Genomic DNA, 26788 nt, shown 5'->3' on the forward strand with positions numbered 1-26788 from the left:
GGTTGACGCATGACGAGCATCCGTGGTGCGGAGATGGTCGACTGGAATCTCGCGGTGGCGACCGCGACCCGGCTCGTGCGGCCTGGCCCGGAAGTGAGCCGCGACGAGGCCAGGGCCGTCGTCGCGGAACTCCGCCGGCACGCCAAGGCCTCCGAGGAACACGTCCGGGGCTTCACCCGGATGGGCACCGAGGACACCCACGACACCCCGATCCTCGTCGTCGACCGCCCCGGCTGGGTCCGGGCGAACGTCGCGGGCTTCCGGGAACTCCTCAAGCCCCTCCTCGACAAGATGCAGGAACGGCGCGGCGGCGGCCCCGGCGGCGCGGTCCTCGGCGCCGTCGGCGGCAAGGTCACCGGCGTGGAACTCGGCATGCTGCTGTCGTTCCTCGCCTCCCGCGTCCTCGGCCAGTACGAGACCTTCGCCCCGCCCACCCGCGAACTGCCCGCCGGGGAGAACGGCGCCGGACGCCTGCTGCTCGTCGCCCCGAACATCGTGCACGTCGAGCGCGAACTCGACGTCCAGCCCCACGACTTCAGGCTCTGGGTCTGCCTGCACGAGGAGACCCACCGCACGCAGTTCTCCTCCGTGCCGTGGCTGCGCGACCACCTCGAGGGCGAAATCCAGTCGTTTTTGAGCGAGACCGACGTCGACCCCATGACCGTCCTCGAACGCGTCCGCGAGGCCGCCCAGACCCTCGCCGGCGGCCGCCCCGAGGGCGAGGAGGGCGACGAGGGACGGTCCCTCGTGGAGATCGTGCAGACCCCCGCCCAGCGCGAGATCCTCGGCCGCCTCACCGCCGTGATGTCCCTGCTGGAGGGCCACGCCGACTTCGTCATGGACGGCGTCGGACCCGAGGTCGTGCCGACCGTCGCCGAGATCCGCGAGAAGTTCCAGCAGCGCCGCGCCAAGGGAGCCTCACGCCTCGACCTGGCCCTGCGCAAACTGCTCGGCCTCGACGCCAAACTCCGCCAGTACCGCGACGGCGAACGCTTCGTCCGGGCCGTCGTCGACCAGGTCGGCATGGACGGCTTCAACCGCGTGTGGACCTCCCCGAACACCCTCCCCACCAAGGCGGAGATCGCCAAACCGGCGGACTGGGTCGCGCGGATGCACGGCAGGCCCGAGGCATGAACACCCCGGAGCGGTCGTGAAACGAAACCGGCCGACGGCAGGCGAACGCCCCTCCAATCACCCGTCCGAGGGACCGTGAGCGATGGGTAGGCGTGCAATGCTCGGGGAACGGCCCGGTTCTGTCACCATCTACACACTCTGAGTGACCGGCCTCGGGCTCACCCCCGAAAACTTTCTTGAAGGGAACCGGACATGGGTCCCCATCCTGCGGTTGCGGCGATACGCCTGGCGGTCCGCCGCGTGCTCCACGACCTCCTGACCGAACACCACCGCACCACTGACAGCGCCGCCGCCCCCGGCACCGGCCCCACGGCCGCCGACGGCGGCCCCCTCACCCCGCCCCACGAGCGCCCGCCGTCCCCGCTCGTGCTCGTCGCCTGCTCCGGCGGCGCCGACTCCATGGCGCTCGCCTCGGCCCTCGCCTTCGAAGCCCCCAAACTCGGCATCCGCGCCGGCGGCGTCACCGTCGACCACGGCCTCCAGCCCGGCTCCGACCTGCGCGCCGACGAAGTCGTCCTGCGCCTGCGCGGCCTCGGACTCGACCCCGTGGACGCCGTCGCCGTCACCGTCGGCCGCGAGGGAGGCCCCGAAGCCGCCGCCCGCGACGCCCGCTACGCCGCCCTCGACGCCGCCGCCGAACGCCACGGCGCCGCCGCCGTCCTCCTCGGCCACACCCGCGACGACCAGGCCGAAACCGTCCTGCTCGGCCTCGCCCGCGGCTCCGGCATCCGCTCGCTGTCCGGCATGGCCGCGGTCTCGGGGGCCGACGGCCGCTACCGGCGCCCCTTCCTCGAACTCGACCGGCAGACCGCCCGCAAGGCCTGCATGGTCCAGTCCCTCCCCGTCTGGGACGACCCGCACAACGCCGACCCCGCCTACACCCGCTCCCGGCTCCGCCACGAAGGCCTGCCCGCCCTGGAGAAAGCTCTCGGCAAGGGCGTCGTCGAGGCCCTCGCCCGCACCGCCCGGCTCTCCCGCGACGACGCCGACGCCCTCGACACCTGGGCCCGCCAGGCCGAGGCCTCCGTCCGGGACGCCACCGGCCGCCTCGAGTGCGCCAAGCTCTACGCCCTGCCCCCCGCCGTACGCCGCCGCGTCCTGCGCAGCGCCGCCATCGACGCGGGCGCCCCGGCCGGTTCGCTGTTCGCCCGGCACATCGAGGAAGTCGACCGGCTGATCACCGGCTGGCGCGGCCAGGGAGCCATCAACCTCCCCGGCAAAGTCGTCGCCCGGCGGCAGGGTGGCAGACTGGTGATTCGGCAAGGCTGAGTCGGGACCTCCAGTACCCCAGCGGAGGGACGGCCGGCGGCGCAAAGGGGCCCGTCGCCCCGGAGGCGAACGAGCCATTCAATGCGGTACGACCGACCGAAAGTGATGCGGGTGGACGCGAAAGACATGGGTGCCGACCTCAAGCAGGTACTCATCACCAAGGAAGAGATCGACGCGAAGCTGGCCGAGCTGGCCGCGAAGATCGACGCGGAATACGCGGGCAAGGACCTCCTCATCGTCGGCGTCCTCAAGGGCGCGGTGATGGTCATGGCCGACCTCGCCCGAGCGCTGTCCACCCCCGTCACGATGGACTGGATGGCCGTGTCGTCCTACGGGGCGGGCACCCAGTCCTCCGGCGTCGTGCGGATCCTCAAGGACCTCGACACCGACATCAAGGGCAAGCACGTCCTGATCGTCGAGGACATCATCGACTCCGGCCTGACCCTGTCCTGGCTGATCTCCAACCTCGGCTCGCGCGAGCCCGCCACCCTCAAGGTGTGCACCCTGCTGCGCAAGCCCGAGGCCGCAAAGGTCGCCATCGACGTGGAATGGGTCGGCTTCGACATTCCCAACGAGTTCGTCGTCGGCTACGGCCTCGACTACGCCGAGAAGTACCGCAACCTCCCGTTCGTCGGTACTCTCGCGCCCCACGTCTACGGCGGCTGAGCCCCCGGGACGGCCCATGTAGGACGATCGGGAACCCCGGCGGCCCTCGCGCCGTTGGAGCATGCAGACGGGCTCGCCAGTCTTCCTGTGCGGCTTCGGGCGACAATGCTGGGGTACCGTCAGAAGAACTGTCTTATCAAACTCACTATGGCAGGAGGGACGGGGCGGCACCGCTCCGTATGGATGGACGTGAAGCGATACTTCCGTGGGCCGGTCATGTGGATCGTGCTGGCCGTCCTTGCCGTGGTCGTGTTGATGCAGGTCGTCGGCTCGTCCGGCGGCTACAAGACGGTGGACACCGGCCAGGTCGTCCAGGCGATCAATGACAACAAGGTCGAGTCGGCCAAGCTGACCACCGGCGACGAGCAGACCATCAAGGTCCAGCTCAAGGACGGCGTAAAGGTCGAGGACAGCTCGAAGATCCAGGCGAGCTACATCGGCGACCAGGGCGTCGACATCGCCAACACGCTGCAGAACAAGTTCCAGGAAAAGCAGATCCCGGACGGCTACACCGTCTCGCCGTCCAAGCAGAACCCGTTCGTCGGCATCCTGCTCTCCCTGCTTCCCTTCGTCCTCATCGTCGTCGTCTTCCTGTTCCTGATGAATCAGATGCAGGGCGGCGGCTCCCGGGTGATGAACTTCGGCAAGTCGAAGGCCAAGCTCATCACCAAGGACACCCCGAAGACCACGTTCTCGGACGTCGCGGGTTCCGACGAGGCCGTCGAGGAACTGCACGAGATCAAGGAATTCCTCCAGGAGCCCGCCAAGTTCCAGGCCGTCGGCGCCAAGATCCCCAAGGGCGTGCTGCTCTACGGCCCGCCCGGCACCGGCAAGACCCTGCTCGCGCGTGCCGTCGCGGGCGAGGCCGGCGTCCCGTTCTACTCGATCTCCGGCTCCGACTTCGTCGAGATGTTCGTCGGCGTCGGCGCCTCCCGTGTCCGTGACCTGTTCGAGCAGGCCAAGGCCAACGCCCCCGCGATCGTCTTCGTCGACGAGATCGACGCGGTCGGCCGCCACCGCGGCGCCGGCCTCGGCGGCGGACACGACGAGCGCGAGCAGACGCTGAACCAGCTGCTCGTCGAGATGGACGGCTTCGACGTCAAGGGCGGCGTGATCCTCATCGCCGCGACGAACCGCCCCGACATCCTGGACCCGGCGCTGCTGCGTCCCGGCCGCTTCGACCGGCAGATCGCCGTCGACCGGCCCGACATGCAGGGCCGCCTGGAGATCCTCAAGGTCCACCAGAAGGGCAAGCCGGTCGCGCCCGACGTCGACCTGTCCGCCGTCGCCCGCCGCACGCCCGGCATGACGGGTGCCGACCTGGCCAACGTCCTGAACGAGGCCGCCCTGCTCACGGCCCGCAGCGACCAGAAGCTGATCGACAACCACATGCTGGACGAGGCGATCGACCGCGTCGTGGCCGGCCCGCAGAAGCGGACCCGGATCATGTCGGACAAGGAGAAGAAGATCACCGCGTACCACGAGGGCGGACACGCCCTGGTCGCGGCGGCCTCACCGAACTCCGACCCCGTCCACAAGATCACCATCCTGTCGAGAGGTCGCGCCCTCGGCTACACGATGGTGCTGCCGGACGAGGACAAGTACTCCACCACGCGCAACGAGATGCTGGACCAGCTGGCCTACATGCTCGGCGGTCGCGCGGCGGAGGAGCTCGTCTTCCACGACCCGACGACGGGTGCCGCCAACGACATCGAGAAGGCCACCAACCTGGCCCGCGCGATGGTCACGCAGTACGGCATGACCGAGCGTCTCGGCGCGATCAAGTTCGGCGGGGACAACACCGAGCCGTTCCTCGGACGTGAGATGGCTCACCAGCGCGACTACTCGGAAGAGGTCGCCGCGCTGGTCGACGAAGAGGTCAAGAAGCTCATCGAGACCGCGCACAACGAGGCGTGGGAGATCCTGGTCGAGAACCGCGACGTGCTCGACAACCTCGTGCTGGCCCTCCTGGAGAAGGAGACGCTGGGCAAGGAGGAGATCGCCGAGATCTTCGCGCCGATCGTCAAGCGCCCGCCGCGGCCCGCCTGGACCGGCTCCTCGCGGCGTACGCCGTCCACCCGTCCGCCGGTGCTCTCCCCGAAGGAGCTCGCACTGACGAACGGCGCCAACGGCGCGACGGCGGCGATCACCGCCAAGAGCACGGCGACGGAGCCCGCTCCGTCCGCCGAGCGCACCCCGGAGGAACGCTCCGAGAGCTGACCCCGGCCCGGAATGGATGCCCCGCCCCCCAGGTTCTAGCCTGGGGGGCGCGGCATTTCTGCATGACCGCAGGCAGAGACACAGGAACGAGGCACCACATGACCGACCCCGTGACGCTGGACGGCGAGGGCCCGATCGGCGACTTCGACGAGAAGCGGGCCGAGAACGCCGTACGCGAACTGCTGATCGCGGTCGGCGAGGACCCGGACCGCGAGGGCCTGAGGGAAACCCCCTCCCGCGTGGCCCGGGCCTACAAGGAGATCTTCGCGGGGCTGTGGCAGAAGCCCGAGGACGTCCTGACGACGACGTTCGACCTGGGGCACGACGAGATGGTGCTCGTGAAGGACATTGAGGTCCTGAGTTCCTGTGAACATCATCTGGTGCCGTTTGTCGGAGTTGCCCATGTTGGGTACATTCCGTCGGCCGATGGCAAGATCACCGGCCTTTCGAAGCTGGCCCGGCTGGTGGACGTCTACGCCCGGCGTCCACAGGTGCAGGAGCGGCTCACCACCCAGATCGCCGACTCCCTGATGAAGATCCTCGAGCCGCGAGGCGTGATCGTCGTCATCGAGTGCGAGCACATGTGCATGTCGATGCGCGGTGTTCGCAAGCCCGGCGCAAAGACCACGACGTCGGCCGTGCGTGGCCAGCTCCGGGATGCCACCACCCGGGCCGAGGCGATGAGTCTGATACTGGCGCGTTGACCTGATTGTCAGTGCTGCCCGATACGGTCCGGATCGGTGAGTTGATCGCTGATCAAGGGGATCGTGGTGGGAAACGGCTTGCCCAGCAGGCAGACGGTGAACGTGGTCGGTGGGCGCCTGCGGGCCCGGGACGTGTACGTGGGATGCCGAGTCTGGGCGCTGGACGGAGATCGCACAGTCGAGAGCACGGTTGTGGAAGTGGCCGCTGCCACGACCCGTGAGGTCGTGGAGGTGGTCACCGAGCGCGTGATGTTCACCGTCGGCGCCGATCAGTTGCTGGGCACGCCCGACGGTTGGGTGCACGCGAGGGACGCCGAGGGAACGGTTCTCGCCTGGACTCATGCGCGCAAGCTCTGCCGGGAGCGGTTGACGATCGTGCCGGGCCACGAGTTCGGTTACTTCGTCGGGGCCTGCTGCTCTGATGCGACGGTCGGCAGGAACTATGTGTCTCTGGTCGTCAACGACGAGGACTTCGCCGCGCGGTTCGCGAAGTGCCTCACTGCGGCGACGGGGCTGTCCGCCCGCCTCGAAGCGGTGTCTCGCCCGTCGGGATATCTCCAGCGCGATGCGCCAGGCTTCCGGGTCCGTGCGGTGTCGTCATACCTGGCCGACCTGATGCGCCAGTACGTGGGCGGGGACGCTCATCACATGCGGCAGCGGTTTCCACGAGTGGTGCTTCGGGACCGGGAGACCTTCGAGGGATTTCTGGACGGCTATACGGACGGTGACGGTTTCCGCAGCAAGCAGTGGTCCGGTCGTCTGTTGGTGAGCGCCAACCCGGCGTTTCTCGCGGAACTGGCACAGATCATCGGGGCGCGGTTCACTCCCCGGCCCGAAAGGCGGGGGTCCCACCTCGTCGTCGCCGACAGTTGGCCCTCGCGCGGCACGTTCAAGCCTGAACAGCACCCCCTTCAACTCAAGGAATCCGGCTGGGCGGAGGTCCGTGAGGTGCGGCTGCGGAGAGCCGAGGGGAACAAACCGTTCACCCTTTACGGCTACCGACTGGAGCCCTGTCCGGGATTCCTGGTCAACGGGCATCTCGCCCGGCAGGCCTGGTGAGTCACGCTGCCGGGGCTGTGCCCGGGGTGTCGTTGTCTTCGTCTTCCGGGAGTTTGCAGACTCGTTCCAGGAAGAGGGCCGCCGCTATGACGGCGATGGCGGCGAGGACCGAGAAGCCGGCGTAGACGGCCTGGTCGCGGCGGGCCGGGATGTCCAGGAACTCCAGGAGGAAGACGCCCGTGCCGCCGTACATGCCGGCGACAAGGGCGGCGACCAGGGCGCTGGACTGGCCGAAGACGACCGCGCGGGCCGCCACCAGGGGGTCGACGCCCTTGGCGTCGGGGCGGCGCTCGCGCTGGGCCTTGAGACGGGCGCGGAGGGAGATCGCCGTGGCCAGCAGGACCACGGCGATCAGGGCCAGGACCACGGGGGCGGCCAGGGGGACGCTGGGCAGGGTCCCGACCGAGTTCCACAGGCGGGCGCCCGCCCAGGACAGGACTCCGGCGACGGCGAAGACGCCGGCCAGCACCCTGATGCGCAGCTCTCTCACGGTGTCCCTTCGGTTGCCCGCCGCGGCCGCGAAAACGCGGTCGTCTCGACCTTAACGGCTATTCGGGCAGCCTGAGTTCCAGGTCGGCGCGGGGCGCGACGCCCTCGCGGGTGACGGCGGCCAGCAGTCCGGCGACGGCGCCGTGGCCGGGGAGCCGGGCCTCGGGGTCCAGGTCGTGCCAGGGGGCGAGGACGAAGGCGCGTTCGTGCGCGCGCGGGTGGGGGAGGGTGAGCCGGGGGTCGTCGGAGATCTCGTCGGCGTAGGCGACGATGTCGACGTCGAGGGTGCGGGCGCCCCAGCGCTCGTCCCGTACGCGGTGGAAGGCCTCCTCGACGGCCTGGGCGCGCTCCAGGAGCGAGGACGGCGGGAGGGTGGTCTTGAGGACCACGACGGCGTTGAAGTACGAGGGCTGACTGCCGGGCTCGACGCCCCAGGGCTCGGTCTCGTAGACGGGTGAGACGCCTTTGACGCGGACGCCGGGCGTGTCCTCCAGCGCGTCGATGGCGCCCTGGAGGGTCTCCAGGCGGTTGCCGAGGTTCGAGCCGAGGGAGATCACGGCGCGTTTGGGGTTGTGCAGCGTGGTGTCCGCGGCGTCGACCTGTTCGACGACGGAGGCGGGGACGGGCTGCACGGTCGGGTCGGTGTGGCCCGGGGTGAACGGCCTGGTCATACGCGGCTCCGGGTGATGGTGACGGTCACGTCGTCGAAGGGGACCGTGATCGGCGCGTCGGGCTTGTGGACGCAGACCTCGACCTCGTGGACCCCGTCGTGCTTCAGGCACGTCCGGGCGATGCGCTCGGCGAGCGTCTCGATGAGGTTGACGGGCTCGCCCTCGACGACGGCCACGACCTCCTCGGCCACGATTCCGTAGTGCACGGTCTTCGCCAGGTCGTCGTCGGCAGCGGCCGGGCGGGTGTCCAGGCCAAGGACGAGGTCCACGATGAAGGTCTGGCCCTCCTCGCGCTCCTTGGGGAACACTCCGTGGTGCCCGCGGGCCTTCAGGCCGCGCAGCGCGACACGATCCACGCGAATCACTCCTGCAATCGTCGGTGTCGGCCGGTCCGTGCCGTGTGCGGGCGGCACGGGTGGCCTCGGTCGAATCTACCTGCGGGCACTGACGGGGCCGGGCCGCGGGGGCGGGCGCCGGGGTGGGAGTCCGGAGGATTCATCGCGTGTTTCCCCTGGAGAACCCGGTGGCTCACGGTGTGGTGGCGGACCGCACCGGGGTGCTGGTGATTCCGACCACGTCCTGACTACTCGCCTACCCGCTCAGGTCTTCGCGCGCACCCGCTCAGGGGGTCTCGTCGCCTTCTTCCTCGTCGGTTTCGGCCATGACGGGGGAGGCGTGGTGGGACCAGAGTTTCCAGCCGTCGGAGGTGCGGCGGAACACGTTCGTGGCGACGACGAGCTGGCCGAGGAGAGGGCCGGGCTCGTCGCTGCCCTCGGGGGCGGGCCCGCCGCTGAGGATGTTCTCGGTGCAGGTCACCAGGGCGGTGTCGCCGGTGACGGACACGTGCACGTCGGTGAGGAAGAACTGGATGTACTCGGTGTTGGCCATGATCAGCGCGTACGACCTGAGGACCTCGCCGCGGCCGGTGAGGACGGGCCAGCCGGGGTGCACGCAGGAGATCACGCCGGTGTCGGCGGGGTCGTGGTAGGTCTCGTCGACGCCCAGGTCGGAGGGGGTGAGCCAGAGCGAGGTGAGCGTCTCGAAATCGCCGCGTTCCAGGGCCTCGTAGAAGGCCCTGTTGGCGGCCTCGACCTGCTCGACGTCCGTGTGGGGGGCGCTCACCGGGCTCCTTCCGCGCCGTGGGCGCCGGATGCGCCCGGCGTGCCGGTTCCGGTGCGCGCCTCGGTCACGGCGTGCGCGACGCGTACGGCGTCGGCGGTGGCGCGGACCTCGTGGACGCGCACGGCCCAGGCGCCGGCGTGGGCCGCGAGCGCCGAGACGGCGGCGGTGGCGGCGTCGCGTTCCCGGGCGGGCGGCGGGGCGCCGTCGGGTCCGGCGAGGACGCGGCCGAGGAACCGCTTGCGGGAGGCGGCGACCAGCAGGGGGTGGCCGAGGCCGAGGAGGCGGTCGAGGTGGGCGAGGAGTTCGAGGTCGTGCTCGGCGTCCTTGGAGAAGCCGAGACCGGGGTCGACGACGACGCGGTCGGGGGCGATGCCGCCGGTGAGGACGGCCTCCACGCGTGCGTGCAGTTCGTCCACGACCTCGGTGACGACGTCGTCGTAGACGCCGCGGACGTTGCCGCCCTCCAGGAAGCCGCGCCAGTGCATGACGACGAAGGGGGCGCCGGCGGCGGCGACGGTGGGGATCATGGCGGGGTCGGCGAGGCCGCCGCTGACGTCGTTGACGAGCGCGGCGCCGGCCGCGAGTGCCTGTTCGGCGACGGAGGCGCGCATGGTGTCGACGGAGACGACGACGCCCTCGGAGGCGAGGCCGCGGACGACGGGGACGACGCGCCTGAGTTCCTCGGCCTCGTCGACGCGGGTGGCGCCGGGGCGGGTGGACTCGCCTCCGACGTCCACGAGGTCGGCGCCCTCGTCGACGAGGGCGAGGCCGTGCTTGACGGCGGAGGTCGTGTCGAACCAGCGGCCGCCGTCGGAGAAGGAGTCGGGGGTGACGTTCACGACTCCCATGACCGCGCAGCGGTCCCAGTCCGGGAGACCCGCCACGCGTCCGCGTCCGCTGCTCTGCTTGCTCATGTGTTCAGCGTAGGCCCGTGGGCGGGGGGTGGGTGATGCGGCCCGGGCGGGAGCCCCGAGGTGGGGGGTGGGCTGCCGCCCGGGCCTGTCCTGGGGCGGGCTATCCGGCGTTGCGGCTGCTCGCGGGGTGTGGCCGGGGGCGTGGTCGGGGCCGGGTACGCGCGCGTGGTGGGGCGGTCCGGTGGCCTGTCCCGTCACGTCCCTGGGGGAGCCGGCGGTCTTCCCCGCGGAAGGTGAGGCCGGTCTCGCGGGTCCACGCCCGGCGGGCTGCCTGGGAGCAGTCCGTGACGGCGGGGGTCCGGGCGTGGGCGCGGGCCTCGTCCATGAAGCGTTCGATGGCACCGGGCCAGGCCTCGGCGTCGCCGACGGGTTCGCCGTCGGCCAGCAGCACGCCGGGGAGGACGCGGTAGGTGACGGCGGCCTTGCCGCTGGGGGAGAAGACGACGGCCCGGTCGCGGCGCAGGGCGGGGTGGCCGTGGGAGTCGTGGGCGCCGTGCGCGGTGAGCAGGGCGCGCAGGCGGGCCTCGTCCTGGTGGGTGCGGCGGGCGGCGGGGTGTGCGGAGCGCAGGGCGAGCCGGCCGGTGGTGAGGACGGTGAGCAGGCCGAGGGCGCCGAGGGAGAGGGCGACGGTCTGGGCGGTGTCGCCGTCGTAGGCGACGGGGCCTTCGAGGCCGCACAGGCCGTGGAGGACGTGGGAGAGTCGGTCGGCGAGGCTCGGGTCGCCGACCGTGCGGTCGGGGTGGGCGCTGACGACGAGCAGGCCGAGGAGGAGCGAACCGGCGCCCATGAGGACGAGGTTGGCCAGGGCGTGCCGGTGGCCGTGCGGGTCGGGCGGGGCGGTGAACCGGCCGTGGTGGCGCAGCAGGAGCGTGAGCAGGGTCAGGGAGACGAGGACGCCGGCGACGGCGTGCGGGTGGCCGAACTGGGCGACGGCGCCCGCCGGGAGGAGCAGGACCGCCGCGCGCCAGGCACGCCGCGTGCCGCGTCGGAGGCCGGGTGCGAGCAGGAGCAGCAGGACGCCGACGGTGAGGGCGCAGGCGGAGGCCCATGGGCCGAGCGCGTCGGGCAGCGCTTCCGTGGCGTGGGCGTGGGCGTGGGCGAGGGCGGGCGGGTGGGCGGGTCCGGGGCCGTGCGGGAGGCGGGGGAAGACGCCGGTGGCGAGGTCCAGGACTCCGGCGAGGGCGCAGGCGCCGCCGAGGTGGGCTTGCAGGGCCTCGGGGCGGGGGCCGCGCAGGGCGCGCGGCAGGGGCCGCGGCCGGGGCGGGACCCCGCTCGGCTTTTCCGCTTCGCTCCTGACAGACATCGCATCCCGTGGTTCGGCGAGAGACTTCGGCCCGGTTCCGTGAGAGGCCTCGGGCCGGTTGTCGGGGGACCTCGGGCCGGTCCCTCGAAGGGTCTTGGGCCGGATGCCGGTCCGGGGCCTCCGGCGCCATTGCGCCCTCTAGGACGGTGCCTGGGCGGAGGAGGTTCACTCACTTTCGCCATTGCTCTTCGGGGCCGGGCAAAGCGGCGGGCGGGGCGGTCGTACGGCGCCCGAGCGATAAACGATCTTGGCGGAATTCCTGATTCCCCGTGAGGCCTTCGGTATGGCTTTGTTTTTGCGGCCCGGGGAGCCAAGAATCGCCTACGCGCGGTAAGTTTCTGGCCATGCCACGTGGACGTCATCGCCATTCCCCGCCCTTGCACAGGCTGCTGCCCCCGTCGGCGATAGCAGGCGTCTCCGTCGTCTGCGCGCTGGGACCGTGGGTGTTCGCGGAAGCCGTGGTGCTGCGCGGCCTGGCCGCCGCGGCGGCGGTCACCGCTGTCGCCGGCGCCGTCGTCATGCGCCGTTGGGACATTCAGGCGGGCAAGCAGGTCGCCGACCTCACGCGCGCGCGTGCGAGCGACGAATGGCGTCACGAGGAACGCGTCGCCGAACTCGAGACGGATCTCGAGGAGTCGCGGGAACTGCGCGGCAAGCTGGAGCAGAAACTGCGGGCCAAGCGGACGGAACTGGCCGGTCTGCGCAACGAACACGCCGCGCTGCTGCGGCGGTACGCCACGGCGGAGACGGAGCGGGCGAGCGCCTTGGAGGGCCGCCGTCTGCTGGAGATCGAGGCGGCGGCGCCGGCCCGCGCGCTGCCCCCCGCCCCCGTTCCGGCGCAGGCGGCGCCGCCCGTCGAGGAGAAGAAGCCCGAGAGCGTCCCGGCCGACGCCGCCGAGGAGACGCCGGCCGTACCCGCGGTGTTCTCGCCCGAGGGTTCGCAGTTGTTCCTGAAGGCGCGGGCGGCGCTGGCCAGGTTCGACGCGGACCGGTCCGAGGGTCCCGCGGGCCCGGACGGCGGCGGTTCGCCGAAGGGCGGTGGCGGTGCGCCCAAGGACCGGGAGGCCGGGGCGGACACGGCGGCGGACGACGCCGGCAGCGGCACCGCGCGCGAGGACGCGACGCCGGGGAAGCCCGAGGCGGCCGACGGGCACGAGGCGGCGGCCGCCCGCGGCGCGGTCGCGCAGCCGCAGGGGCGGCACGAGTCCGGCCACTTCACGGTGCCGACCGCGGTGGCCGTCGTGCCCCAGGCGCCGGCGCGGCGTCCGTCGGCCGAGGGCGGGTTCGACTTCTTCGGTACGAAGAAGCAGGCGCCGGAGCAGGGCAGCGCGCTCGACGCCGTGCAGAACGAGGACCTCGCCGACGTCGTCGGCCAGGAGGCCCTCGCCCTGCACAAGGCGGAGACCGAGGCCGCCTTCAAGCCGGCCGGCGCGGAGTCCGGTGACCATCCTCAGGTCATCGACCTGACGGCCCACGACGAGACCGAGCAGATCGACGTACAGGGCCTGCGCAGCGCGGCGTCCTGACCCCGCGCCTGCGGAGTCGGGGCGGGCCCTTCAGGCCATCCAGCGGTCGGGGCGGGCGTCCCGGCGGCTCGTGCGGGAGCGCTCGGCCTGGGCGTGCAGGAGTCGCGCGGCCTCGTCGGCGGGCCTCAGACGGGCCGTCACCGTCTTGTTGGCGCCGGTGTCCACGTGCACGTCGGCGAGCCCGCAGAGCCGCTCCCAGGGGCCTTGAGTGAGCCGTACGCTCTGCACCTTCGCGTGCGGCACCAGGGCGAGGCTGCGCCGCAGCAGCCCCGAGCGGGCCGCGAACACCGCGTCGGAGACGGCGAGTCCGTAGCCGCGCCACCACACCGGCACGCACCGGGCGGCGCGGCGCGGCGGCCGGGACAGCGCCTCGCGCGGCGGCACGGTCACGCCGGGCAGCACGCGCGCGACGATCGCCCCGGCGGCCTCCCGCGGAGCGACCGGCACCAGCACGGAGTTGGACGAGCCGGCCACGTCCAGTTCGACGCGCACCCAGTCGCGCCGCCGCCACAGCAGGGGCTGCACGATCCGTACCGTCTGCACCCGGCCGGGCGGCACCGTCTCGTGGGCGCGGTCCAGCAGCCCGTGGTCCAGGCGCAGTCCGTCGGGCGACTCGCCCACCGTCCAGTCGTACTCGCCGACGAAGCGGCCCACGCTGCTCGCGCCCGCCGCGCCGAGCAGGGGCAGGGCGGTGGCGAGGACCGTCCACACACTGTGCGTGAACAGCCACAGCACCGGCGGTACGACGAGCGCGGCGGCCAGCGTGCCCCAGGTCGCGCCGGTCAGCAGCAGGGAGACGGCGAGCACGCCGGGTGGCACGCGCAGCAGTTCGCGGGCGGGCGCCTCGCCGACCTCGTGCGCGGTCTGCGGCGCGAAACCGGCCGCGCGCGCGAGGAGTTCGGCGCGCAGCGCGCGGGCCTCGCCGGCGCCGAGGAAGGCCAGTTCGTCCTTCTTGTCGGTGCCGATGACGTCGAGGCGGAGTTTCGCGACGCCCGCGACCCGGGCGAGGAGCGGCTGTGTGACGTCGATGGCCTGGATGCGTTCCAGCCGGATGTGCGCGGTGCGCCGGAACAGCAGCCCGGTGCGGATGCGCAGTTCGGTGCCGGTCACCGCGAAGTGCGTGAACCACCAGGTCATGAAGCCGTACAGGGCGGCGGCCGGCACGAGCACGGCGAGGCCGATCAGGAGGGTGCCCGTGGTCATCCTGGTGAGCTGGCGCTGTGCCTGGTCGGGGTCGTGGAAGGCCCACCCGGCGACGACGGCGATGGGCGCCCAGGCCCGCCTGAGCGGCGTGACGGGGTGCAGCCGCCGCTCGGTGACGCCGTCTCCGGGGGCGCCGTTGCCGGGGGCGCCGTCAATGGGGGCGCCGTCTCCGGGCTGCGGTGCCGTGGGCGTCTCGCGGTCCGCGTCGGGCGTGGTCACAGCCCCGCCGATCGGGCCTCGCCCAGTTCCGTGAGGCGGTCGCGCAGGCGTTCCGCCTCGGCCGGGTCGAGGCCGGGGATGGTCGCGTCGGTCGCCGCGGCGGCGGTGTGCAGCTGCACACCGGCCAACCCGAAGTGCCGCTCGACCGGCCCGGACGTCACCTCCACGAGCTGCATGCGTCCGTACGGCACGACGGTCTCCTGGCGCCACAGCACGCCCCGGCTGATCAGCAGGTCGTCAGCGCGTTCGGCGTACCGCCAGGAGCGCCAGTTGCGGCCGAGCATCACCCAGCCCCACGCCATGAGCGCGAGCGGCAGCAGGGCGAACGCCGCCCAGCCGGGCCCCGCGAACAGCCCCGGCAGCAGCCCGGCGGCGAGCGTCAGCAGTCCCAGCCACACCACCAGCAGCAGGCGCCGCATGCGCAGCAGGCCGCGCGGCAGCCCGGTCCACACCGGCCCGGCGTCGTCCGGCCGTGCCGTTCCCGCTGTCCCCGTGTCGTGCGGGCTCCCCGTCTCCATGAGGCCAGCGTACGTAGGAGAGACTGTGTTCATGACTCCTACGACGGAGACCATGGTCGGTATCGGCGGCGCCGCCGAGAGCACCGACATGGTGCTGAACATCGGGCCCCAGCACCCGTCCACGCACGGTGTGCTGCGACTGCGGCTGGTCCTCGACGGCGAGCGGATCACGAGCGCCGAGCCGGTGATCGGCTACATGCACCGGGGCGCGGAGAAGCTGTTCGAGGCGCGCGACTACCGCCAGATCATCATGCTCGCCAACCGCCACGACTGGCTGTCGGCGTTCTCCAACGAGCTCGGCGTGGTCCTCGGCGTGGAACGCATGCTCGGCATGGAGGTCCCCCCGCGCGCGGTGTGGACGCGCACGCTGCTCGCCGAGCTGAACCGCGTGCTCAACCACCTGATGTTCCTCGGCTCGTACCCGCTGGAGCTGGGCGGGATCACGCCGGTGTTCTACGCGTTCCAGGAGCGCGAGACCCTCCAGAACGTGATGGAGGAGGTCTCCGGCGGGCGCATGCACTACATGTTCAACCGGGTCGGCGGCCTGAAGGAGGACCTGCCGGCCGGCTGGACCGCACGCGCGCGTGCCGCCGTCGCGGGTGTGCGCTCGCGCATGGACCGCATCGACGACCTGGTGCTCGGCAACGAGATCTTCCGCGGCCGCACGCGCGACGTGGGCGTCCTGACGCCGGAGGCGGTGCACGCGTACGGGGTCAGCGGGCCGATCGGGCGGGCGTCGGGCGTCGACTTCGACCTGCGCCGCGACGAGCCGTACCTGGCCTACGGCGAGCTGCAGGACGTCCTGAAGGTCGTCACCCGGCAGGAGGGCGACTGCCTGGCCCGCTTCGAGTGCCTGCTGGAGCAGACGCACAACTCCCTGGACCTCGCGGACGCCTGCCTGGACCGGATCGCCGAGCTGCCGCCCGGACCGATCAACCAGCGGCTGCCGAAGGTGCTGAAGGCGCCCGAGGGCCACACGTACGCGTGGACCGAGAACCCGCTCGGGATCAACGGCTACTACCTGGTCAGCAAGGGTGAGAAGACGCCGTACCGGCTGAAGCTGCGGTCGGCGTCGTTCAACAACATCCAGGCGCTCATCGAGCTGCTGCCGGGGACGCTCGTCGCGGACATGGTGGCGATCCTGGGGTCAATGTTCTTCGTCGTCGGCGACATCGACAAATAGGTCCGCCGGATCCGCCTCGCCGCCGAGACCCACGGGCTGGATCAGCCAGCCGAAGTCGCCGAGGCCGCCCGCCGCGGTCAGCTCGGCGGCCTCACCGGCGCTCGCGAGGGCGCGTACGTACCCGGCGGGGTCACTGGAGGCCAGGGCGAGTGCCGGGCGTGCGCCGGTGATACCGAGGGCGCGCAGCGCGGTGCGCTGGGAGAGCAGGCGTGCGCCGGGGAGCGCGCAGGCGTCCAGGGCGACGTGCGCGGTGATGTCGCACGACCCGTCCGGCACGGGTGCCGTCTCGCGTCCCTCGCGGAAGCCGGTGAGGGTGCCGAACGGCGGGCGTGCGTGCGCCGGGTGCGCGTAGTCGACGGCGACGGCGAGACCCCGGTCGAGCGTGCCGACGGCCGTGGCCCAGGCCTCGTCCCTGGGCAGCCCGATCTCGGCGCGCAGGCCGGCCTCGGCGGGCAGCGGCCACCAGCGGGCCAGCCAGTCGGCCTCCGGCCCGGTGACCGGTTCGCCGAGCCGTTCGGTGCCGTCGCGGCCGACGAGCACGCGCCGGACGACACCGGCGGGGTCCACCTCGGCGACGTCCACGGGCACGTTGTCCAGCCACTCGTTGGCGAACAGCAGGCCGGTGACGCCCCGCGGGGGCTCGTGGAGCCACTCGATCCGGTGGTCGAGCCCGGCGGGCCGGTCGGCGATCTCGACGGCGTACGCCCGCGTGCGCGCCGCCACGCCGGCGGGCAGGGCCGCGAGGACGCCGGTGACGAGTTCCCCGCGCCCGGCCGCCATGTCGACGAAAGCGAGTTCCCCGGGCGCGCCGAGCGCCTCGTCGATCCGGCCCAGCAGCCGGGCCACGGCCCGGGCGAACAACGGCGACGCGTGCACGGACGTCCGGAAGTGCCCGGCCGGGCCCTCGGCCCGGCGGTAGAACCCCGCGGGTCCGTACAGCGCCTCCAGGGCGGCGTCCCGCCAGCCCCGCCACTCGTCCTGGTCCCGCGCCCGGTCCTTCGTCTCCGCCGTCACCGGGCCAGGCTAGACACCGCCGGGCGCCTGCGTGCGGTGGTCTCGCGGGTACGCCGCGGACGGGCCCCGGGCGTATCCGGGACCGGTCCCTCCACCTTGCGGAGTATGCCGGGGCGGTACGGATCGACCCTCCGGTTGACTCCTGCACGCACCACGCTTCCCTACGCTGGGTTACGTGCAGCGCCTCTATGACTTCCTCCGCAGGCACCCGACCGGGGTCGACACCTTCTGGGCCGTCGTCCTGCTCGGGATCGCGGTGGTGGCCGAAAGTCCCCGGCAGGAGGCCAACGGAACCGATTCGCCGGTGCTGATCGCCCCGGTCATCCTCCTGTTGTGCCTGGTGATAGCGCTGCGGCGGCGCATGCCGGAGCGGATGCTGCTCCTCGCGCTCGGGGTGGGGCTCGGCCAGCTGGTGCTGGACGTCGGGACGATGGCCGCCGACTTCGGCATGCTCGTGATCATCTACACGGTCGCCGCCGAGGGCGCGCGCTGGGCGTCCTGGCTCGCGCTGGGCGCCGGCCTGTGCGCCGCGTCCGCGGCGCAGCTGCGCTGGCCGAACGACTACACGGGCGTCGCGGGCAACGTCGCGACGGCGGTGTTCCTGACGGTGCCGTTCGCCCTCGCCTGGGTGCTCGGCGACTCCATCCGCACCCGCCGCGCCTACTTCGCGCAGCTCGAGGAGCGCGCCGCCCGGCTGGAGAAGGAGCGCGAGGCGCAGGCCAAGGTCGCGGTCGCCGCCGAACGCGCCCGCATCGCGCGTGAGTTGCACGACGTCGTCGCGCACAACGTCTCCGTGATGGTCGTGCAGGCCGACGGCGCCGCCTACGTCCTGGACGCCGCGCCCGACCAGGCGAAGAAGGCCCTGGAGACCATCTCGTCCACCGGCCGCCAGGCCCTCGCCGAGATGCGCCGGCTGCTCGGGGTGCTGCGCACCGGCGAGCACCAGGAGGCCGGCGAGTACGTGCCGCAGCCCGACGTCGAGCAGATAGAGGACCTGGTCGAGCAGTGCCGCGGGGCCGGGCTGCCCGTCGACTTCAAGGTCGAGGGCACGCCGCGCCCGCTGCCCAGCGGCGTCGAGCTCACGGCGTACCGGATCGTGCAGGAGGCGCTGACCAACACCCGCAAGCACGGCGGTCCCGACGCGGGCGCGAGCGTGCGTCTGGTCTACTTCGACGACGGTCTCGGCCTGCTCGTCGAGGACGACGGCAAGGGCGCCCCGCACGAGCTGTACGAGGACGGCGGCCTCGACGGCCGGGGCCACGGGCTGATCGGCATGCGGGAGCGGGTCGGCATGGTCGGCGGAACCCTGGACGCGGGCCCGCGTCCAGGCGGAGGATTCCGCATCAGTGCGCTGCTCCCGCTCAAACCCGCGCATTGACGCTCTCGCACGCCCTCCGTTGACACCTGTCACGACCCCGGCCGACCAGCGACCGGCCGAGCGGCTACCGGCCGAGCGGCGGAAATCAGCCGACCGGATGACCAGCCAGACCGACCGAGAGACCCCCAGAGAGAAACGGAAGAGGCCCCGATGGCGATCCGCGTGATGCTCGTCGACGACCAGGTGCTGCTGCGCACCGGGTTCCGGATGGTGCTCGACGCCCAGCCGGACATGGAGGTCGTCGCGGAGGCGGGCGACGGCGTCGAGGCCCTCCAGGTGCTGGCCTCGGCCGAGGCCGACGTCGTGCTGATGGACGTCCGCATGCCGAAGCTGGACGGCGTGGAGGCCACCCGCCGCATCTGCGCCGGGCCGAACCCGCCGAAGGTGCTGATCCTGACCACCTTCGACCTCGACGAGTACGCCTTCTCCGGGCTGAAGGCGGGCGCCTCCGGCTTCATGCTCAAGGACGTGCCGCCCGGCGAACTGCTCACCGCGATCCGCGCCGTGCACAGCGGCGACGCGGTCGTCGCGCCGTCCACCACCCGCCGCCTGCTGGACCGGTTCGCGCCGATGCTGCCGGGCGCCGGGGGCCGGCCCCGGCACAAGGAGCTGGAACGGCTCACCGAGCGGGAGCGCGAGGTGATGGTGCTGGTGGCGCAGGGCCTGTCCAACGGGGAGATCGCGGCGCGGCTCGTGCTGTCCGAGGCGACCGTGAAGACGCACGTCGGCCGCATCCTGACCAAGCTCGGCCTGCGGGACCGCGTGCAGGTCGTGGTGCTGGCCTACGAGACGGGTCTCGTACGGGCCGGAGGGCTGGGCTGACGGGGTGCGCGGGCGTCGGTAGGGTCTGCGCATGCTCCTGTGGATCAACGGCCCCTTCGGGGGCGGCAAGACACAGACCGCACACGAGATCCAGCGCCGCCTGACGGGCAGCGTCATCTGCGATCCCGAGCACGCCGGGTTCGGTCTGCGACGCATGCTCCCTCCCGAACTGCGCGGCGACTTCCAGGACTTGACCGCCTGGCGGCAGGGGGTCGTGGAGGTGCTCGACCTCGCGCTCACCAAGCACGACGGTGTGGTGATCGTGCCGATGACGGTCACCGACTCCGGCTACTTCGCCGAGACGGTCGGCGCGCTGCGCGAACTCGGCCACGACGTACGGCACTTCACGCTCCTCGCCGAGCGTGAGACCGTGCTGCGGCGGCTGCGCGAGCGCGGCCTCGGGCGCGCCCTGCGCCACGTCACGGGCCGCAACGCCGGGGCGCGCGAGGAGAATTGGGCCGTGCGGCAGCTCGACCACTGTCTGGAGCGGCTGAGCCGGGACGAGTTCGCCGAGCATCTGTGGACCGACCAGTCGACCGTGCCGAAGACCGCCGACCGCATAGCCGTCCTGGCCGGGCTGCGGCTGCGGCCCAACAAGGAGGGCGCGCTGCGCACCAGGCTGCGGCAGGCCCGGGTCGGGCTGCGGCACATCCGCCTCGACTGAACGGCCGCCGAGCTACCGGAGGATGCCCTCCAGGAAGTCGCTGCCGAGCCGGGCCACCACCGTCACGTCGAGCTGGTGCAGCACGTACCGTCCGCGGCGGCGCGTCGTGATCAGGCCCGCCTTCTTCAGCACCCCGAGGTGCCGGGATATCTCCGGCGCCGTCATGCCGTGCACCTGGGCCAGCTCGCCCGTGGTGTACGCGCTGCGCGCGAGGTGGCGGCACATGCGCATGCGGACCGGGTGGGACAGGGCCGTCATCCGCAGGGCCAGCTGCTCGACGGAGGGCGGGGCGGCCAGCTCCGGTGAGCCGACCGGGTAGTGGAGCACGGGCCGCCAGGCGTACCGGTGCAGGACCATCAGGTGCGGCCAGCCGAGGCTCGTCGGGACCAGCAGCAGGCCGACGCCGCGGGTGGCGGTGTGGCCGTCGCCCAGTTTGTCGACCGTGATCCTGTCGGCCGACTCGTCCACCGTCACCGCCGGGGACACCGCGGTCAGCGCCCCGGCCAGGCCCTTGTGCCGCAGCAGGTCCGTCTTGAGGCGGGCGTCCGCCGCGAGCTGGTGCTTCAGCCGCGCCCAGGTCTCCGCGAAGAACGCCTCGTCGCAGTCCCGCAGGAACTGCCGCAGCCAGGACCGGATGCGGGGCGGGTCGGCCATCAGCCGCTCGCTGAAGCGCAGCTGCTGCGGACCGCGCGCCGCCGCGAGGTCGAGGGCGCGCCGGCGCACCTCGGCGTCGGCCAGCGCGGCGGGCCCGCGCGAGCTGTAGGGCAGCGCGCACGTGAACTCCAGGGCCGCGTCCACGAATTGCTCGTCCGACAGCTTGTCCAGTATGTCCAGCTCTTCGGTGAGCGTGGTGCCCGGCAGGGTGTGGCCGCCCGGAAGGCCCGCGCACGGCAGGAACAGGTCCGAGTGCGTCGTCCGCCACAGGAAGTCCGCCTCGCACATGCGGTCCGCCAGGTGCGAGTCGAGCCGCGCGGTGACGCCGGTGACCCAGCCCTGCAGGCCGGGATGGTGGGCCGGCTCGGACAGCGCGTGCAGCGCCATGCCGAGCTCGGCCAGCGGCGAGGGCGCGACCGTGACGCTCTCCGGCCGCAGCCCCGTGATGTCGATGTCGACGCCCATGTCCTCATGGTGCACCCCGCCACTGACAACGCGGCCCCCGTTTGACGGCCGCCGTCAATCGACGGGACTTCGCCGCGACGACGGCGCAACCTGGAGGCACCGGGGCAGCCGCGGAGCCCGAAACCACAGGTCACACGCGTCGTGGACGCGGTGGGCCGGCACGTCTCCCACCTTTCCCACGTCTCCGAACAACGTCTCCGACCCACGTCTCCGACGTCTCCTGCGTCCCGAGAGGGCGATCCGTCATGAGCATCACCGAGCAGTACCTCCTCGACACCTACCGCGCCCGGCAGCACGGCGAGCCCGTACCGCCCGCGCCCGGCGCCCACGACTGGCAGGTCGTGCGCGAACTGCGCGACCGGCGGGAGTTCCACGCCGTTCTCACGGGGCGCGCCCTCCCTTGCCGGGGGCGGTGGACCCGCGGACGCCTGCTGCGCCTCCTGCGTCCGCGCTCGCGCTCGGCCTGCTGACTCCCGCGTCCTACGGGAGCCGGGCGGCGAACTCGGCGACCGCCTCGGTCACGTCGTCCGGCGTCCAGTCCAGGCCGGCCGCGCGGACGTACACCTCCGTGCAGGCCAGGCCCGGCCCCCTCTGGTCCCAGGCGTGTGCGAAGAGCATCGTCCCGGTCTCCTCGGCGGTGCGGATCGCGGTCTCCGACAAGGTCTCGGCGTCGTACGGCAGCCACACCTGGAAGTCGTGGGTGTGCGGCACCTCGGGGTGCACGCGCGCCCACGGCAGCCCGGCCGCCGCGAGCCCCTCGCGCAGCGCCGCGGCCACCACGCGCGCGTGCCGCACGTACTCCGGCAGCCGGGGCAGTTCGCGCTCCAGGCCCGCGAGGGCCGACAGCACGGTCGGGAACTGCTGGAACAGCATCCCGCCGTAGCGGTGGCGCCACGCCTTCGCCTCGGTCACGAGCGTCTGCGGGCCCGCGAGCGCGGCGCCGCCGTAGCCGTCGAGGGACTTGTAGAACGACACGTAGACGCTGTCGGCGAGGCCCGCGATCTCGTCCAGCGGGCGGCCGAAGTGGACGGTCGACTCCCACAGGCGCGCGCCGTCGAAGTGCACCACCGCGTCGCGCTCCCGCGCCGCGTCCACGACCTCGGTGAGCTCCTCCCAGGACGGCAGCACGAAACCGGCGTCCCTGAGGGGCAGTTCCAGCATCAGCGCGCCGAAGGGCTCCTCGAAGTCGCGCACCTCGGCGGCCGTCGGCAGCCGGGGCTCGCCCGTCACGCGGACCGGCCGCAGGCCGCTGACCCGGCTGAACGCGTTGCGCTCGTGCACCTCGGGGTGGCTCAGGGCGTGCAGGGCGACGGTGGGGTCGCCGGTGCGGCCGGCCCAGCAGCGCAGGGCGACCTGCTGCGCCATCGTGCCCGTCGGGAAGAACGCGGCGGCCTCCGTGCCGAGCAGCCCGGCGACGCGCTCCTCCAGGGCCTCCACGATGCCGTTGCCGTACATGTCGGACGGCTCGTCCAGGTCGTACAGGCCGGACGCGGACTCCAGAAGCGCGAGGCGGTCCCTCAGGGTGCCGAGAAAACCGGGGCGCGCGAGGGTGCGGCGCGCGCCCCGGTGGGCGGCGGTGCGGCGCTCCCTCAGGCGCTTCGCGCGGTCGTCGTGGCCGTCGTGGCCGTCGATGGTGTCGGGGCCGCCGTGGTCGTCGTGGTCGCCGGGCTCGTCCTCGTGGGTGTCGTCGTGGACGGGCGGGTGCTGGAGAGGTGCTTCCATGGAGCGGATCATCCCGTGCGCCGCGCTGGACGGGCACCCCCAATTCCCCACGCCGCACGGCTCAGCCGTCCACAGAAACCCACAGCCTGTGGACAACCGGACGCCCCTCGAACCGATCGCGTTAACATGACGAGAAATCGTCCGGTACCCAGAGCGGACTGGAACGGGAAGGCCGCCGTCGCGTGAGTACAAGCCAACAGCCAGATCCCCGGGACCGCCCCGCGCGGCTCACCGTCGGCGTCGTCGGCGCCGGACGCGTGGGCCCGGCGCTCGCCGCGTCCCTGCAACTCGCCGGGCACCGCCCGGTCGCCGCCTCGGGAGTCTCCGACGCCTCCCGCCGGCGCGCCGCACAACTGCTCCCGGACGTGCCGCTCGTGCCGCCCGCTGAGGTCCTCCGGCGTGCCGACCTGGTCCTGCTGACCGTGCCCGACGACGCGCTGCCCGGCCTGGTCGCGGGCCTCGCCGAGACCGGTGCCGTACGGCCGGGCCAGCTGCTGGTGCACACCTCGGGACGGTACGGCGCGAAGGTCCTCGACCCCGCCCTGCGCGCGGGCGCGCTGCCGCTGGCGCTGCACCCCGCGATGACGTTCACCGGCACCCCCGTCGACGTCCAGCGGCTGGCCGGCTGCTCCTTCGGCGTCACCGCGCCCGACGAACTGCGCCTCGCCGCCGAGGCGCTGGTCATCGAGATGGGCGGCGAGCCCGAGTGGATCGCCGAGCAGAACCGCCCGCTGTACCACGCGGCGCTCGCCCTGGGTGCCAACCACCTCGTCACGCTCGTCGCCCAGTCGCTGGAACTGCTGCGCACGGCCGGCGTCGGGGCGCCCGACCGGATGCTCGGCCCGCTGCTCGGCGCCGCCCTGGACAACGCCCTGCGCTCCGGCGACGCGGCGCTCACGGGCCCCGTGGCGCGCGGTGACGCGGGCACCGTCGCGGCGCACGTGACGGAGCTGCGCAGGCACGCCCCGGACACCGTCGACGGCTACCTCGCGATGGCCCGCGCCACCGCAGGCCGGGCGCTCGCGTCCGGCCTGCTCAAGCCGGAGCTCGCCGAGGACCTCCTCGGGGTACTCGCCAACGGCGGAGCCCGCGGCACGCACGGAACGCACCGACCGGACGGGACCGACGGCACGGAAGGCACCGAAGGGGACGCCCGATGACCACCACCCTGCTGCGCACCGCCGACGAACTGCACGCACGCACGCGTACCGGCCGCCGCGCCGTCGTGATGACCATGGGCGCCCTGCACGAGGGCCACGGCACGCTGATCCGCACGGCGCGCGGCATCGCCGGCCCGGACGGCGAAGTCGTCGTCACCGTCTTCGTCAACCCGCTCCAGTTCGGCGCGGGCGAGGACCTCGACCGCTATCCGCGCACCCTGGACGCCGACGTCAAGATCGCCGAGGAGGCGGGCGCGGACGTCGTGTTCGCCCCGTCCGTCGACGAGGTCTACCCCGGCGGCGAACCCCAGGTCCGCGTCACCGCGGGCCCCATGGGCGAACGGCTGGAGGGCGCCTCGCGCCCCGGACACTTCGACGGCATGCTCACCGTCGTCGCCAAGCTGCTGCACCTCACCCGGCCCGACGTCGCCCTGTACGGGCAGAAGGACGCCCAGCAGCTCGCCCTGATCCGGCGCATGGTGCGCGACCTGAACTTCGGCGTCGAGATCGTCGGCGTCCCCACGGTCCGCGAGGACGACGGCCTGGCCCTGTCCAGCCGCAACCGCTACCTCTCGCCCCAGGAGCGGCGCACCGCGCTCGCCCTGTCGCGCGCCCTGTTCGCGGGCCGCGACCGGCACGCCGCGCAGGAGGCGCTGCGCGCCCGCGCCCGCGAATGGCCCGCCACGCGTGCCCGTGCCGAGGCCCTCAGCGCCATAGGCGAGTCCCGCGCCGCCGCCGACGCGCACGCCGTCTCCAAGGCCGCCCCGTGCGCCCCGGCGGCCGTCCGCGCCGCGGCCCGTCTGATCCTGGACGACGCCGCCCGCCTCGACCCGCCGCTCACCCTGGACTACCTGGCCCTGGTGGACCCGTCCGACTTCACCGAGATCGACGACGACCACACGGGCGAGGCCGTACTCGCCGTCGCCGCCCGGGTGGGCACCACGCGGCTGATCGACAACATCCCCCTCACCTTCGGAGCCGCCTCGTGACCAGCACAGGCATACGACTGCACGCGCCCGCGCCCGGGTGGTCGATCCCGGCCGACGTCGTGGTCGTCGGCTCCGGCGTCGCGGGGCTCACCGCGGCGCTGCGCTGCGAGGCCGCCGGACTGCGCACCGTCGTCGTCACCAAGGCCCGGCTGGACGACGGCTCCACGCGCTGGGCACAGGGCGGCATCGCGGCGGCGCTCGGCGAGGGCGACAGCCCCGAGCAGCACTTGGACGACACCCTGGTCGCGGGCGCCGGCCTGTGCGACGAGGAGGCGGTCCGGCTCCTCGTCACCGAGGGACCGGGCGCCGTACGCCGCCTGATAGAGACCGGCGCGCAGTTCGACGAGTCCGCCGAGGGCGGCCTGGAGCTCACCCGCGAGGGCGGCCACCACCGGCGCCGCATCGCGCACGCGGGCGGCGACGCCACGGGGGCGGAGATCTCCCGGGCTCTCGTCGAGGCGGTCCGCGCGCGTGGGGTGCGCACCATCGAGAACGCGCTCGTCCTGGACCTCCTCACGGACGCCGACGGCCGCACCGCCGGCGTCACCCTGCACGTCATGGGCGAGGGCCAGCACGACGGCGTGGGCGCGGTCCACGCCCCCGCGGTGGTCCTGGCCACGGGCGGCATGGGCCAGGTCTTCTCGGCGACCACCAACCCGTCCGTGTCGACCGGCGACGGCGTGGCCCTGGCGCTGCGCGCGGGCGCCGAGGTCAGCGACCTGGAGTTCGTGCAGTTCCACCCCACCGTGCTGTTCCTCGGCCCGGACGCCGAGGGCCAGCAGCCCCTGGTCTCCGAGGCCGTACGCGGCGAGGGCGCCCACCTGGTCGACGCGGACGGCGTGCGCTTCATGGTGGGGCAGCACGAACTGGCGGAGCTGGCGCCGCGGGACATCGTCGCCAAGGGCATCATGCGCCGCATGCAGGAGCGGGGTGCCGAGCACATGTTCCTGGACGCCCGGCACTTCGGCGCCGACATGTGGGAGCACCGCTTCCCGACGATCCTCGCCGCCTGCCGCGCGCACGGCATCGACCCCGTCACGCAGCCCGTCCCGGTCGCCCCGGCCGCGCACTACGCGTCCGGCGGCGTCCGCACCGACGACAGGGGCCGCACCTCGGTGCCGGGCCTGTACGCGTGCGGCGAGGTCGCCTGCACGGGCGTGCACGGCGCCAACCGCCTGGCGTCCAACTCCCTCCTGGAGGGCCTGGTCTACGCCGAGCGCATCGCCGCCGACATCGCCGAGGGCCACGCCCGCGACGTCCTCCACGCGCGCGTGCCCGCACCGGTCCCGCACCCGGAGACACCGGCGTACCCGTTGCTGCCGCCGGAGGCCCGGTTCGCGATCCAGCGGATCATGACCGAGGGCGCGGGCGTGCTGCGCTCCGCCGACTCCCTCGCGAAGGCCGCCGATCACCTCCAGCGGCTGCACGGCGAGGCCCGCGACGCCCTGGCCGAGAACGGCAAGACGGCCGAGCCCGGCGTCGACACGTGGGAGTCCACCAACCTGCTGTGCGTGGCCCGCGTCCTGGTGGCGGCGGCCCGGATGCGCGAGGAGACCCGCGGCTGCCACTGGCGCGAGGACCACGCCGAACGCGACGACGCGAACTGGCGCCGCCACATCGTCGTACGCCTGAATCCGGACCGCACCCTCGCCGTGCACACCACCGACACCGCAGACTTCCCCCCGACCCTCCCCGCGCGACGTCCTCAGGAGCAGTGACA

At 72.8% G+C, this 26788-nt stretch carries 25 protein-coding genes and 1 pseudogene; 15 read left to right on the forward strand and 11 right to left on the reverse strand.

Going from position 1 to position 26788, the window contains the following annotated elements; genetic code table 11:
- Nucleotides 1-9: 9 nt before the first annotated feature.
- From ACZ7D7_RS31340 to ACZ7D7_RS31365, 6 genes are all read left to right on the forward strand, one after another.
- Nucleotides 10-1134: a zinc-dependent metalloprotease gene (locus ACZ7D7_RS31340; RefSeq protein ID WP_470828726.1), complete on the forward strand. Its 1125-nt coding sequence runs from the start codon at nt 10-12 to the stop codon at nt 1132-1134.
- A 192-nt stretch (nt 1135-1326) separates the two neighbouring features.
- On the forward strand, nt 1327-2403 hold the full coding sequence (tilS, locus tag ACZ7D7_RS31345; protein WP_470828727.1) for a tRNA lysidine(34) synthetase TilS: 1077 nt from the start codon (nt 1327-1329) through the stop codon (nt 2401-2403).
- Between the two features lie 105 nt (nt 2404-2508).
- Nucleotides 2509-3069 (forward strand): hypoxanthine phosphoribosyltransferase, encoded by a 561-nt coding sequence (gene hpt / locus ACZ7D7_RS31350; RefSeq protein WP_470828810.1) that lies wholly within the window; start codon nt 2509-2511, stop codon nt 3067-3069.
- 183 nt (nt 3070-3252) lie between these two features.
- Entirely contained in the window at nt 3253-5289 is a 2037-nt protein-coding gene (gene ftsH / locus ACZ7D7_RS31355; protein WP_470828728.1) for an ATP-dependent zinc metalloprotease FtsH, read from the forward strand.
- A gap of 98 nt (nt 5290-5387) precedes the next feature.
- A complete protein-coding gene (folE, locus tag ACZ7D7_RS31360) occupies nt 5388-5993 on the forward strand; it encodes a GTP cyclohydrolase I FolE (protein ID WP_470828730.1) in 606 nt (201 codons plus the stop codon).
- Nucleotides 5994-6191: 198 nt separating this feature from the next.
- A complete protein-coding gene (locus ACZ7D7_RS31365) occupies nt 6192-7052 on the forward strand; it encodes a hypothetical protein (protein WP_470828731.1) in 861 nt (286 codons plus the stop codon).
- A 1-nt stretch (nt 7053) separates the two neighbouring features.
- Here ACZ7D7_RS31365 and ACZ7D7_RS31370 read toward each other — a convergent pair whose 3' ends face one another.
- The 6 genes and pseudogenes from ACZ7D7_RS31370 to ACZ7D7_RS31395 form a co-directional block, all read right to left on the reverse strand.
- On the reverse strand, nt 7054-7542 hold the full coding sequence (locus ACZ7D7_RS31370) for a DUF3180 domain-containing protein (protein ID WP_470828732.1): 489 nt from the start codon (nt 7540-7542) through the stop codon (nt 7054-7056).
- Between the two features lie 58 nt (nt 7543-7600).
- Entirely contained in the window at nt 7601-8212 is a 612-nt protein-coding gene (folK, locus tag ACZ7D7_RS31375) for a 2-amino-4-hydroxy-6-hydroxymethyldihydropteridine diphosphokinase (protein WP_470828734.1), read from the reverse strand.
- Nucleotides 8209-8568 carry a dihydroneopterin aldolase gene (folB, locus tag ACZ7D7_RS31380; protein WP_470828736.1) on the reverse strand — a complete coding sequence of 120 codons (360 nt, stop codon included), beginning with the start codon at nt 8566-8568 and terminating at the stop codon, nt 8209-8211. The genes folK and folB overlap by 4 nt, the downstream gene beginning before the upstream one ends.
- A gap of 265 nt (nt 8569-8833) precedes the next feature.
- On the reverse strand, nt 8834-9334 hold the full coding sequence (locus ACZ7D7_RS31385) for a nuclear transport factor 2 family protein (protein WP_470828738.1): 501 nt from the start codon (nt 9332-9334) through the stop codon (nt 8834-8836).
- Nucleotides 9331-10248, reverse strand: a complete 918-nt coding sequence (gene folP / locus ACZ7D7_RS31390) for a dihydropteroate synthase (RefSeq protein ID WP_470828739.1) — start codon at nt 10246-10248, stop codon at nt 9331-9333. Before folP ends, ACZ7D7_RS31385 begins: the two co-directional genes overlap by 4 nt.
- Nucleotides 10249-10483: 235 nt before the next feature.
- Nucleotides 10484-11551, reverse strand: a pseudogene (locus ACZ7D7_RS31395) (phosphatidylglycerol lysyltransferase domain-containing protein); the annotation flags it as partial.
- A gap of 344 nt (nt 11552-11895) precedes the next feature.
- On the opposite strand from ACZ7D7_RS31395, the gene ACZ7D7_RS31400 reads away from it, so the two are divergent.
- Entirely contained in the window at nt 11896-13077 is a 1182-nt protein-coding gene (locus ACZ7D7_RS31400; RefSeq protein ID WP_470828741.1) for a hypothetical protein, read from the forward strand.
- A 30-nt stretch (nt 13078-13107) separates the two neighbouring features.
- Here ACZ7D7_RS31400 and ACZ7D7_RS31405 read toward each other — a convergent pair whose 3' ends face one another.
- Nucleotides 13108-14436: a PH domain-containing protein gene (locus ACZ7D7_RS31405; protein WP_470828811.1), complete on the reverse strand. Its 1329-nt coding sequence runs from the start codon at nt 14434-14436 to the stop codon at nt 13108-13110.
- 59 nt (nt 14437-14495) lie between these two features.
- On the reverse strand, nt 14496-15017 hold the full coding sequence (locus tag ACZ7D7_RS31410) for a PH domain-containing protein (protein ID WP_470828742.1): 522 nt from the start codon (nt 15015-15017) through the stop codon (nt 14496-14498).
- 31 nt (nt 15018-15048) lie between these two features.
- On the opposite strand from ACZ7D7_RS31410, the gene ACZ7D7_RS31415 reads away from it, so the two are divergent.
- Nucleotides 15049-16200 (forward strand): NADH-quinone oxidoreductase subunit D, encoded by a 1152-nt coding sequence (locus tag ACZ7D7_RS31415; protein ID WP_470828743.1) that lies wholly within the window; start codon nt 15049-15051, stop codon nt 16198-16200.
- Here ACZ7D7_RS31415 and ACZ7D7_RS31420 read toward each other — a convergent pair.
- Entirely contained in the window at nt 16165-17214 is a 1050-nt protein-coding gene (locus tag ACZ7D7_RS31420) for an SAM-dependent methyltransferase (protein ID WP_470828744.1), read from the reverse strand. The two genes, ACZ7D7_RS31415 and ACZ7D7_RS31420, sit on opposite strands and share 36 nt — an antisense overlap.
- A gap of 175 nt (nt 17215-17389) precedes the next feature.
- On the opposite strand from ACZ7D7_RS31420, the gene ACZ7D7_RS31425 reads away from it, so the two are divergent.
- From ACZ7D7_RS31425 to ACZ7D7_RS31435, 3 genes are all read left to right on the forward strand, one after another.
- Nucleotides 17390-18592, forward strand: coding sequence for a sensor histidine kinase (locus ACZ7D7_RS31425; protein WP_470828746.1), 1203 nt, complete (start codon nt 17390-17392; stop codon nt 18590-18592).
- A gap of 150 nt (nt 18593-18742) precedes the next feature.
- Nucleotides 18743-19414, forward strand: a complete 672-nt coding sequence (locus ACZ7D7_RS31430; protein WP_470828747.1) for a response regulator — start codon at nt 18743-18745, stop codon at nt 19412-19414.
- A 31-nt stretch (nt 19415-19445) separates the two neighbouring features.
- Nucleotides 19446-20078, forward strand: a complete 633-nt coding sequence (locus ACZ7D7_RS31435) for an AAA family ATPase (RefSeq protein WP_470828749.1) — start codon at nt 19446-19448, stop codon at nt 20076-20078.
- Between the two features lie 12 nt (nt 20079-20090).
- On the opposite strand, the gene ACZ7D7_RS31440 is transcribed toward ACZ7D7_RS31435, so the two are convergent.
- Nucleotides 20091-21197, reverse strand: coding sequence for a DUF5937 family protein (locus ACZ7D7_RS31440; protein WP_470828750.1), 1107 nt, complete (start codon nt 21195-21197; stop codon nt 20091-20093).
- Between the two features lie 245 nt (nt 21198-21442).
- Here ACZ7D7_RS31440 and ACZ7D7_RS31445 point away from each other — a divergent pair, with 245 nt between their 5' ends.
- On the forward strand, nt 21443-21667 hold the full coding sequence (locus tag ACZ7D7_RS31445) for a hypothetical protein (RefSeq protein WP_470828751.1): 225 nt from the start codon (nt 21443-21445) through the stop codon (nt 21665-21667).
- A 10-nt stretch (nt 21668-21677) separates the two neighbouring features.
- On the opposite strand, the gene ACZ7D7_RS31450 is transcribed toward ACZ7D7_RS31445, so the two are convergent.
- Nucleotides 21678-22919 carry a threonine aldolase family protein gene (locus tag ACZ7D7_RS31450; RefSeq protein ID WP_470828752.1) on the reverse strand — a complete coding sequence of 414 codons (1242 nt, stop codon included), beginning with the start codon at nt 22917-22919 and terminating at the stop codon, nt 21678-21680.
- A 182-nt stretch (nt 22920-23101) separates the two neighbouring features.
- Between ACZ7D7_RS31450 and ACZ7D7_RS31455 the strand changes: the two genes are divergently transcribed.
- Genes ACZ7D7_RS31455 through ACZ7D7_RS31465 form a run of 3 tightly spaced genes read left to right on the forward strand, consistent with a single transcriptional unit; the run spans nt 23102 to nt 26786 of the window.
- Nucleotides 23102-24079, forward strand: a complete 978-nt coding sequence (locus tag ACZ7D7_RS31455) for a Rossmann-like and DUF2520 domain-containing protein (protein ID WP_470828753.1) — start codon at nt 23102-23104, stop codon at nt 24077-24079.
- Nucleotides 24076-25068: a pantoate--beta-alanine ligase gene (panC, locus tag ACZ7D7_RS31460; protein ID WP_470828754.1), complete on the forward strand. Its 993-nt coding sequence runs from the start codon at nt 24076-24078 to the stop codon at nt 25066-25068. The genes ACZ7D7_RS31455 and panC overlap by 4 nt, the downstream gene beginning before the upstream one ends.
- A complete protein-coding gene (locus tag ACZ7D7_RS31465; protein ID WP_470828755.1) occupies nt 25065-26786 on the forward strand; it encodes an L-aspartate oxidase in 1722 nt (573 codons plus the stop codon). Before panC ends, ACZ7D7_RS31465 begins: the two co-directional genes overlap by 4 nt.
- The last annotated feature ends 2 nt before the right edge of the window (nt 26787-26788 follow it).

It is taken from the genome of Streptomyces sp. NPDC037054, assembly GCF_055606745.1.

What these genes read in the sequence shown, in the direction of transcription:
- ACZ7D7_RS31340 (WP_470828726.1), top strand. Translation starts at nt 10, where the DNA reads ATGACGAGCATCCGTGGTGCGGAGATGGTCGACTGGAATCTCGCGGTG.
- tilS (WP_470828727.1), top strand. Translation starts at nt 1,327, where the DNA reads ATGGGTCCCCATCCTGCGGTTGCGGCGATACGCCTGGCGGTCCGCCGC.
- hpt (WP_470828810.1), top strand. Translation starts at nt 2,509, where the DNA reads ATGCGGGTGGACGCGAAAGACATGGGTGCCGACCTCAAGCAGGTACTC.
- ftsH (WP_470828728.1), top strand. Translation starts at nt 3,253, where the DNA reads ATGGACGTGAAGCGATACTTCCGTGGGCCGGTCATGTGGATCGTGCTG.
- folE (WP_470828730.1), top strand. Translation starts at nt 5,388, where the DNA reads ATGACCGACCCCGTGACGCTGGACGGCGAGGGCCCGATCGGCGACTTC.
- folK (WP_470828734.1), bottom strand. Translation starts at nt 8,212, where the DNA reads ATGACCAGGCCGTTCACCCCGGGCCACACCGACCCGACCGTGCAGCCC.
- folP (WP_470828739.1), bottom strand. Translation starts at nt 10,248, where the DNA reads ATGAGCAAGCAGAGCAGCGGACGCGGACGCGTGGCGGGTCTCCCGGAC.
- ACZ7D7_RS31400 (WP_470828741.1), top strand. Translation starts at nt 11,896, where the DNA reads ATGCCACGTGGACGTCATCGCCATTCCCCGCCCTTGCACAGGCTGCTG.
- ACZ7D7_RS31410 (WP_470828742.1), bottom strand. Translation starts at nt 15,017, where the DNA reads ATGGAGACGGGGAGCCCGCACGACACGGGGACAGCGGGAACGGCACGG.
- ACZ7D7_RS31415 (WP_470828743.1), top strand. Translation starts at nt 15,049, where the DNA reads ATGACTCCTACGACGGAGACCATGGTCGGTATCGGCGGCGCCGCCGAG.
- ACZ7D7_RS31430 (WP_470828747.1), top strand. Translation starts at nt 18,743, where the DNA reads ATGGCGATCCGCGTGATGCTCGTCGACGACCAGGTGCTGCTGCGCACC.
- ACZ7D7_RS31435 (WP_470828749.1), top strand. Translation starts at nt 19,446, where the DNA reads ATGCTCCTGTGGATCAACGGCCCCTTCGGGGGCGGCAAGACACAGACC.
- ACZ7D7_RS31440 (WP_470828750.1), bottom strand. Translation starts at nt 21,197, where the DNA reads ATGGGCGTCGACATCGACATCACGGGGCTGCGGCCGGAGAGCGTCACG.
- ACZ7D7_RS31445 (WP_470828751.1), top strand. Translation starts at nt 21,443, where the DNA reads ATGAGCATCACCGAGCAGTACCTCCTCGACACCTACCGCGCCCGGCAG.
- ACZ7D7_RS31450 (WP_470828752.1), bottom strand. Translation starts at nt 22,919, where the DNA reads ATGGAAGCACCTCTCCAGCACCCGCCCGTCCACGACGACACCCACGAG.
- panC (WP_470828754.1), top strand. Translation starts at nt 24,076, where the DNA reads ATGACCACCACCCTGCTGCGCACCGCCGACGAACTGCACGCACGCACG.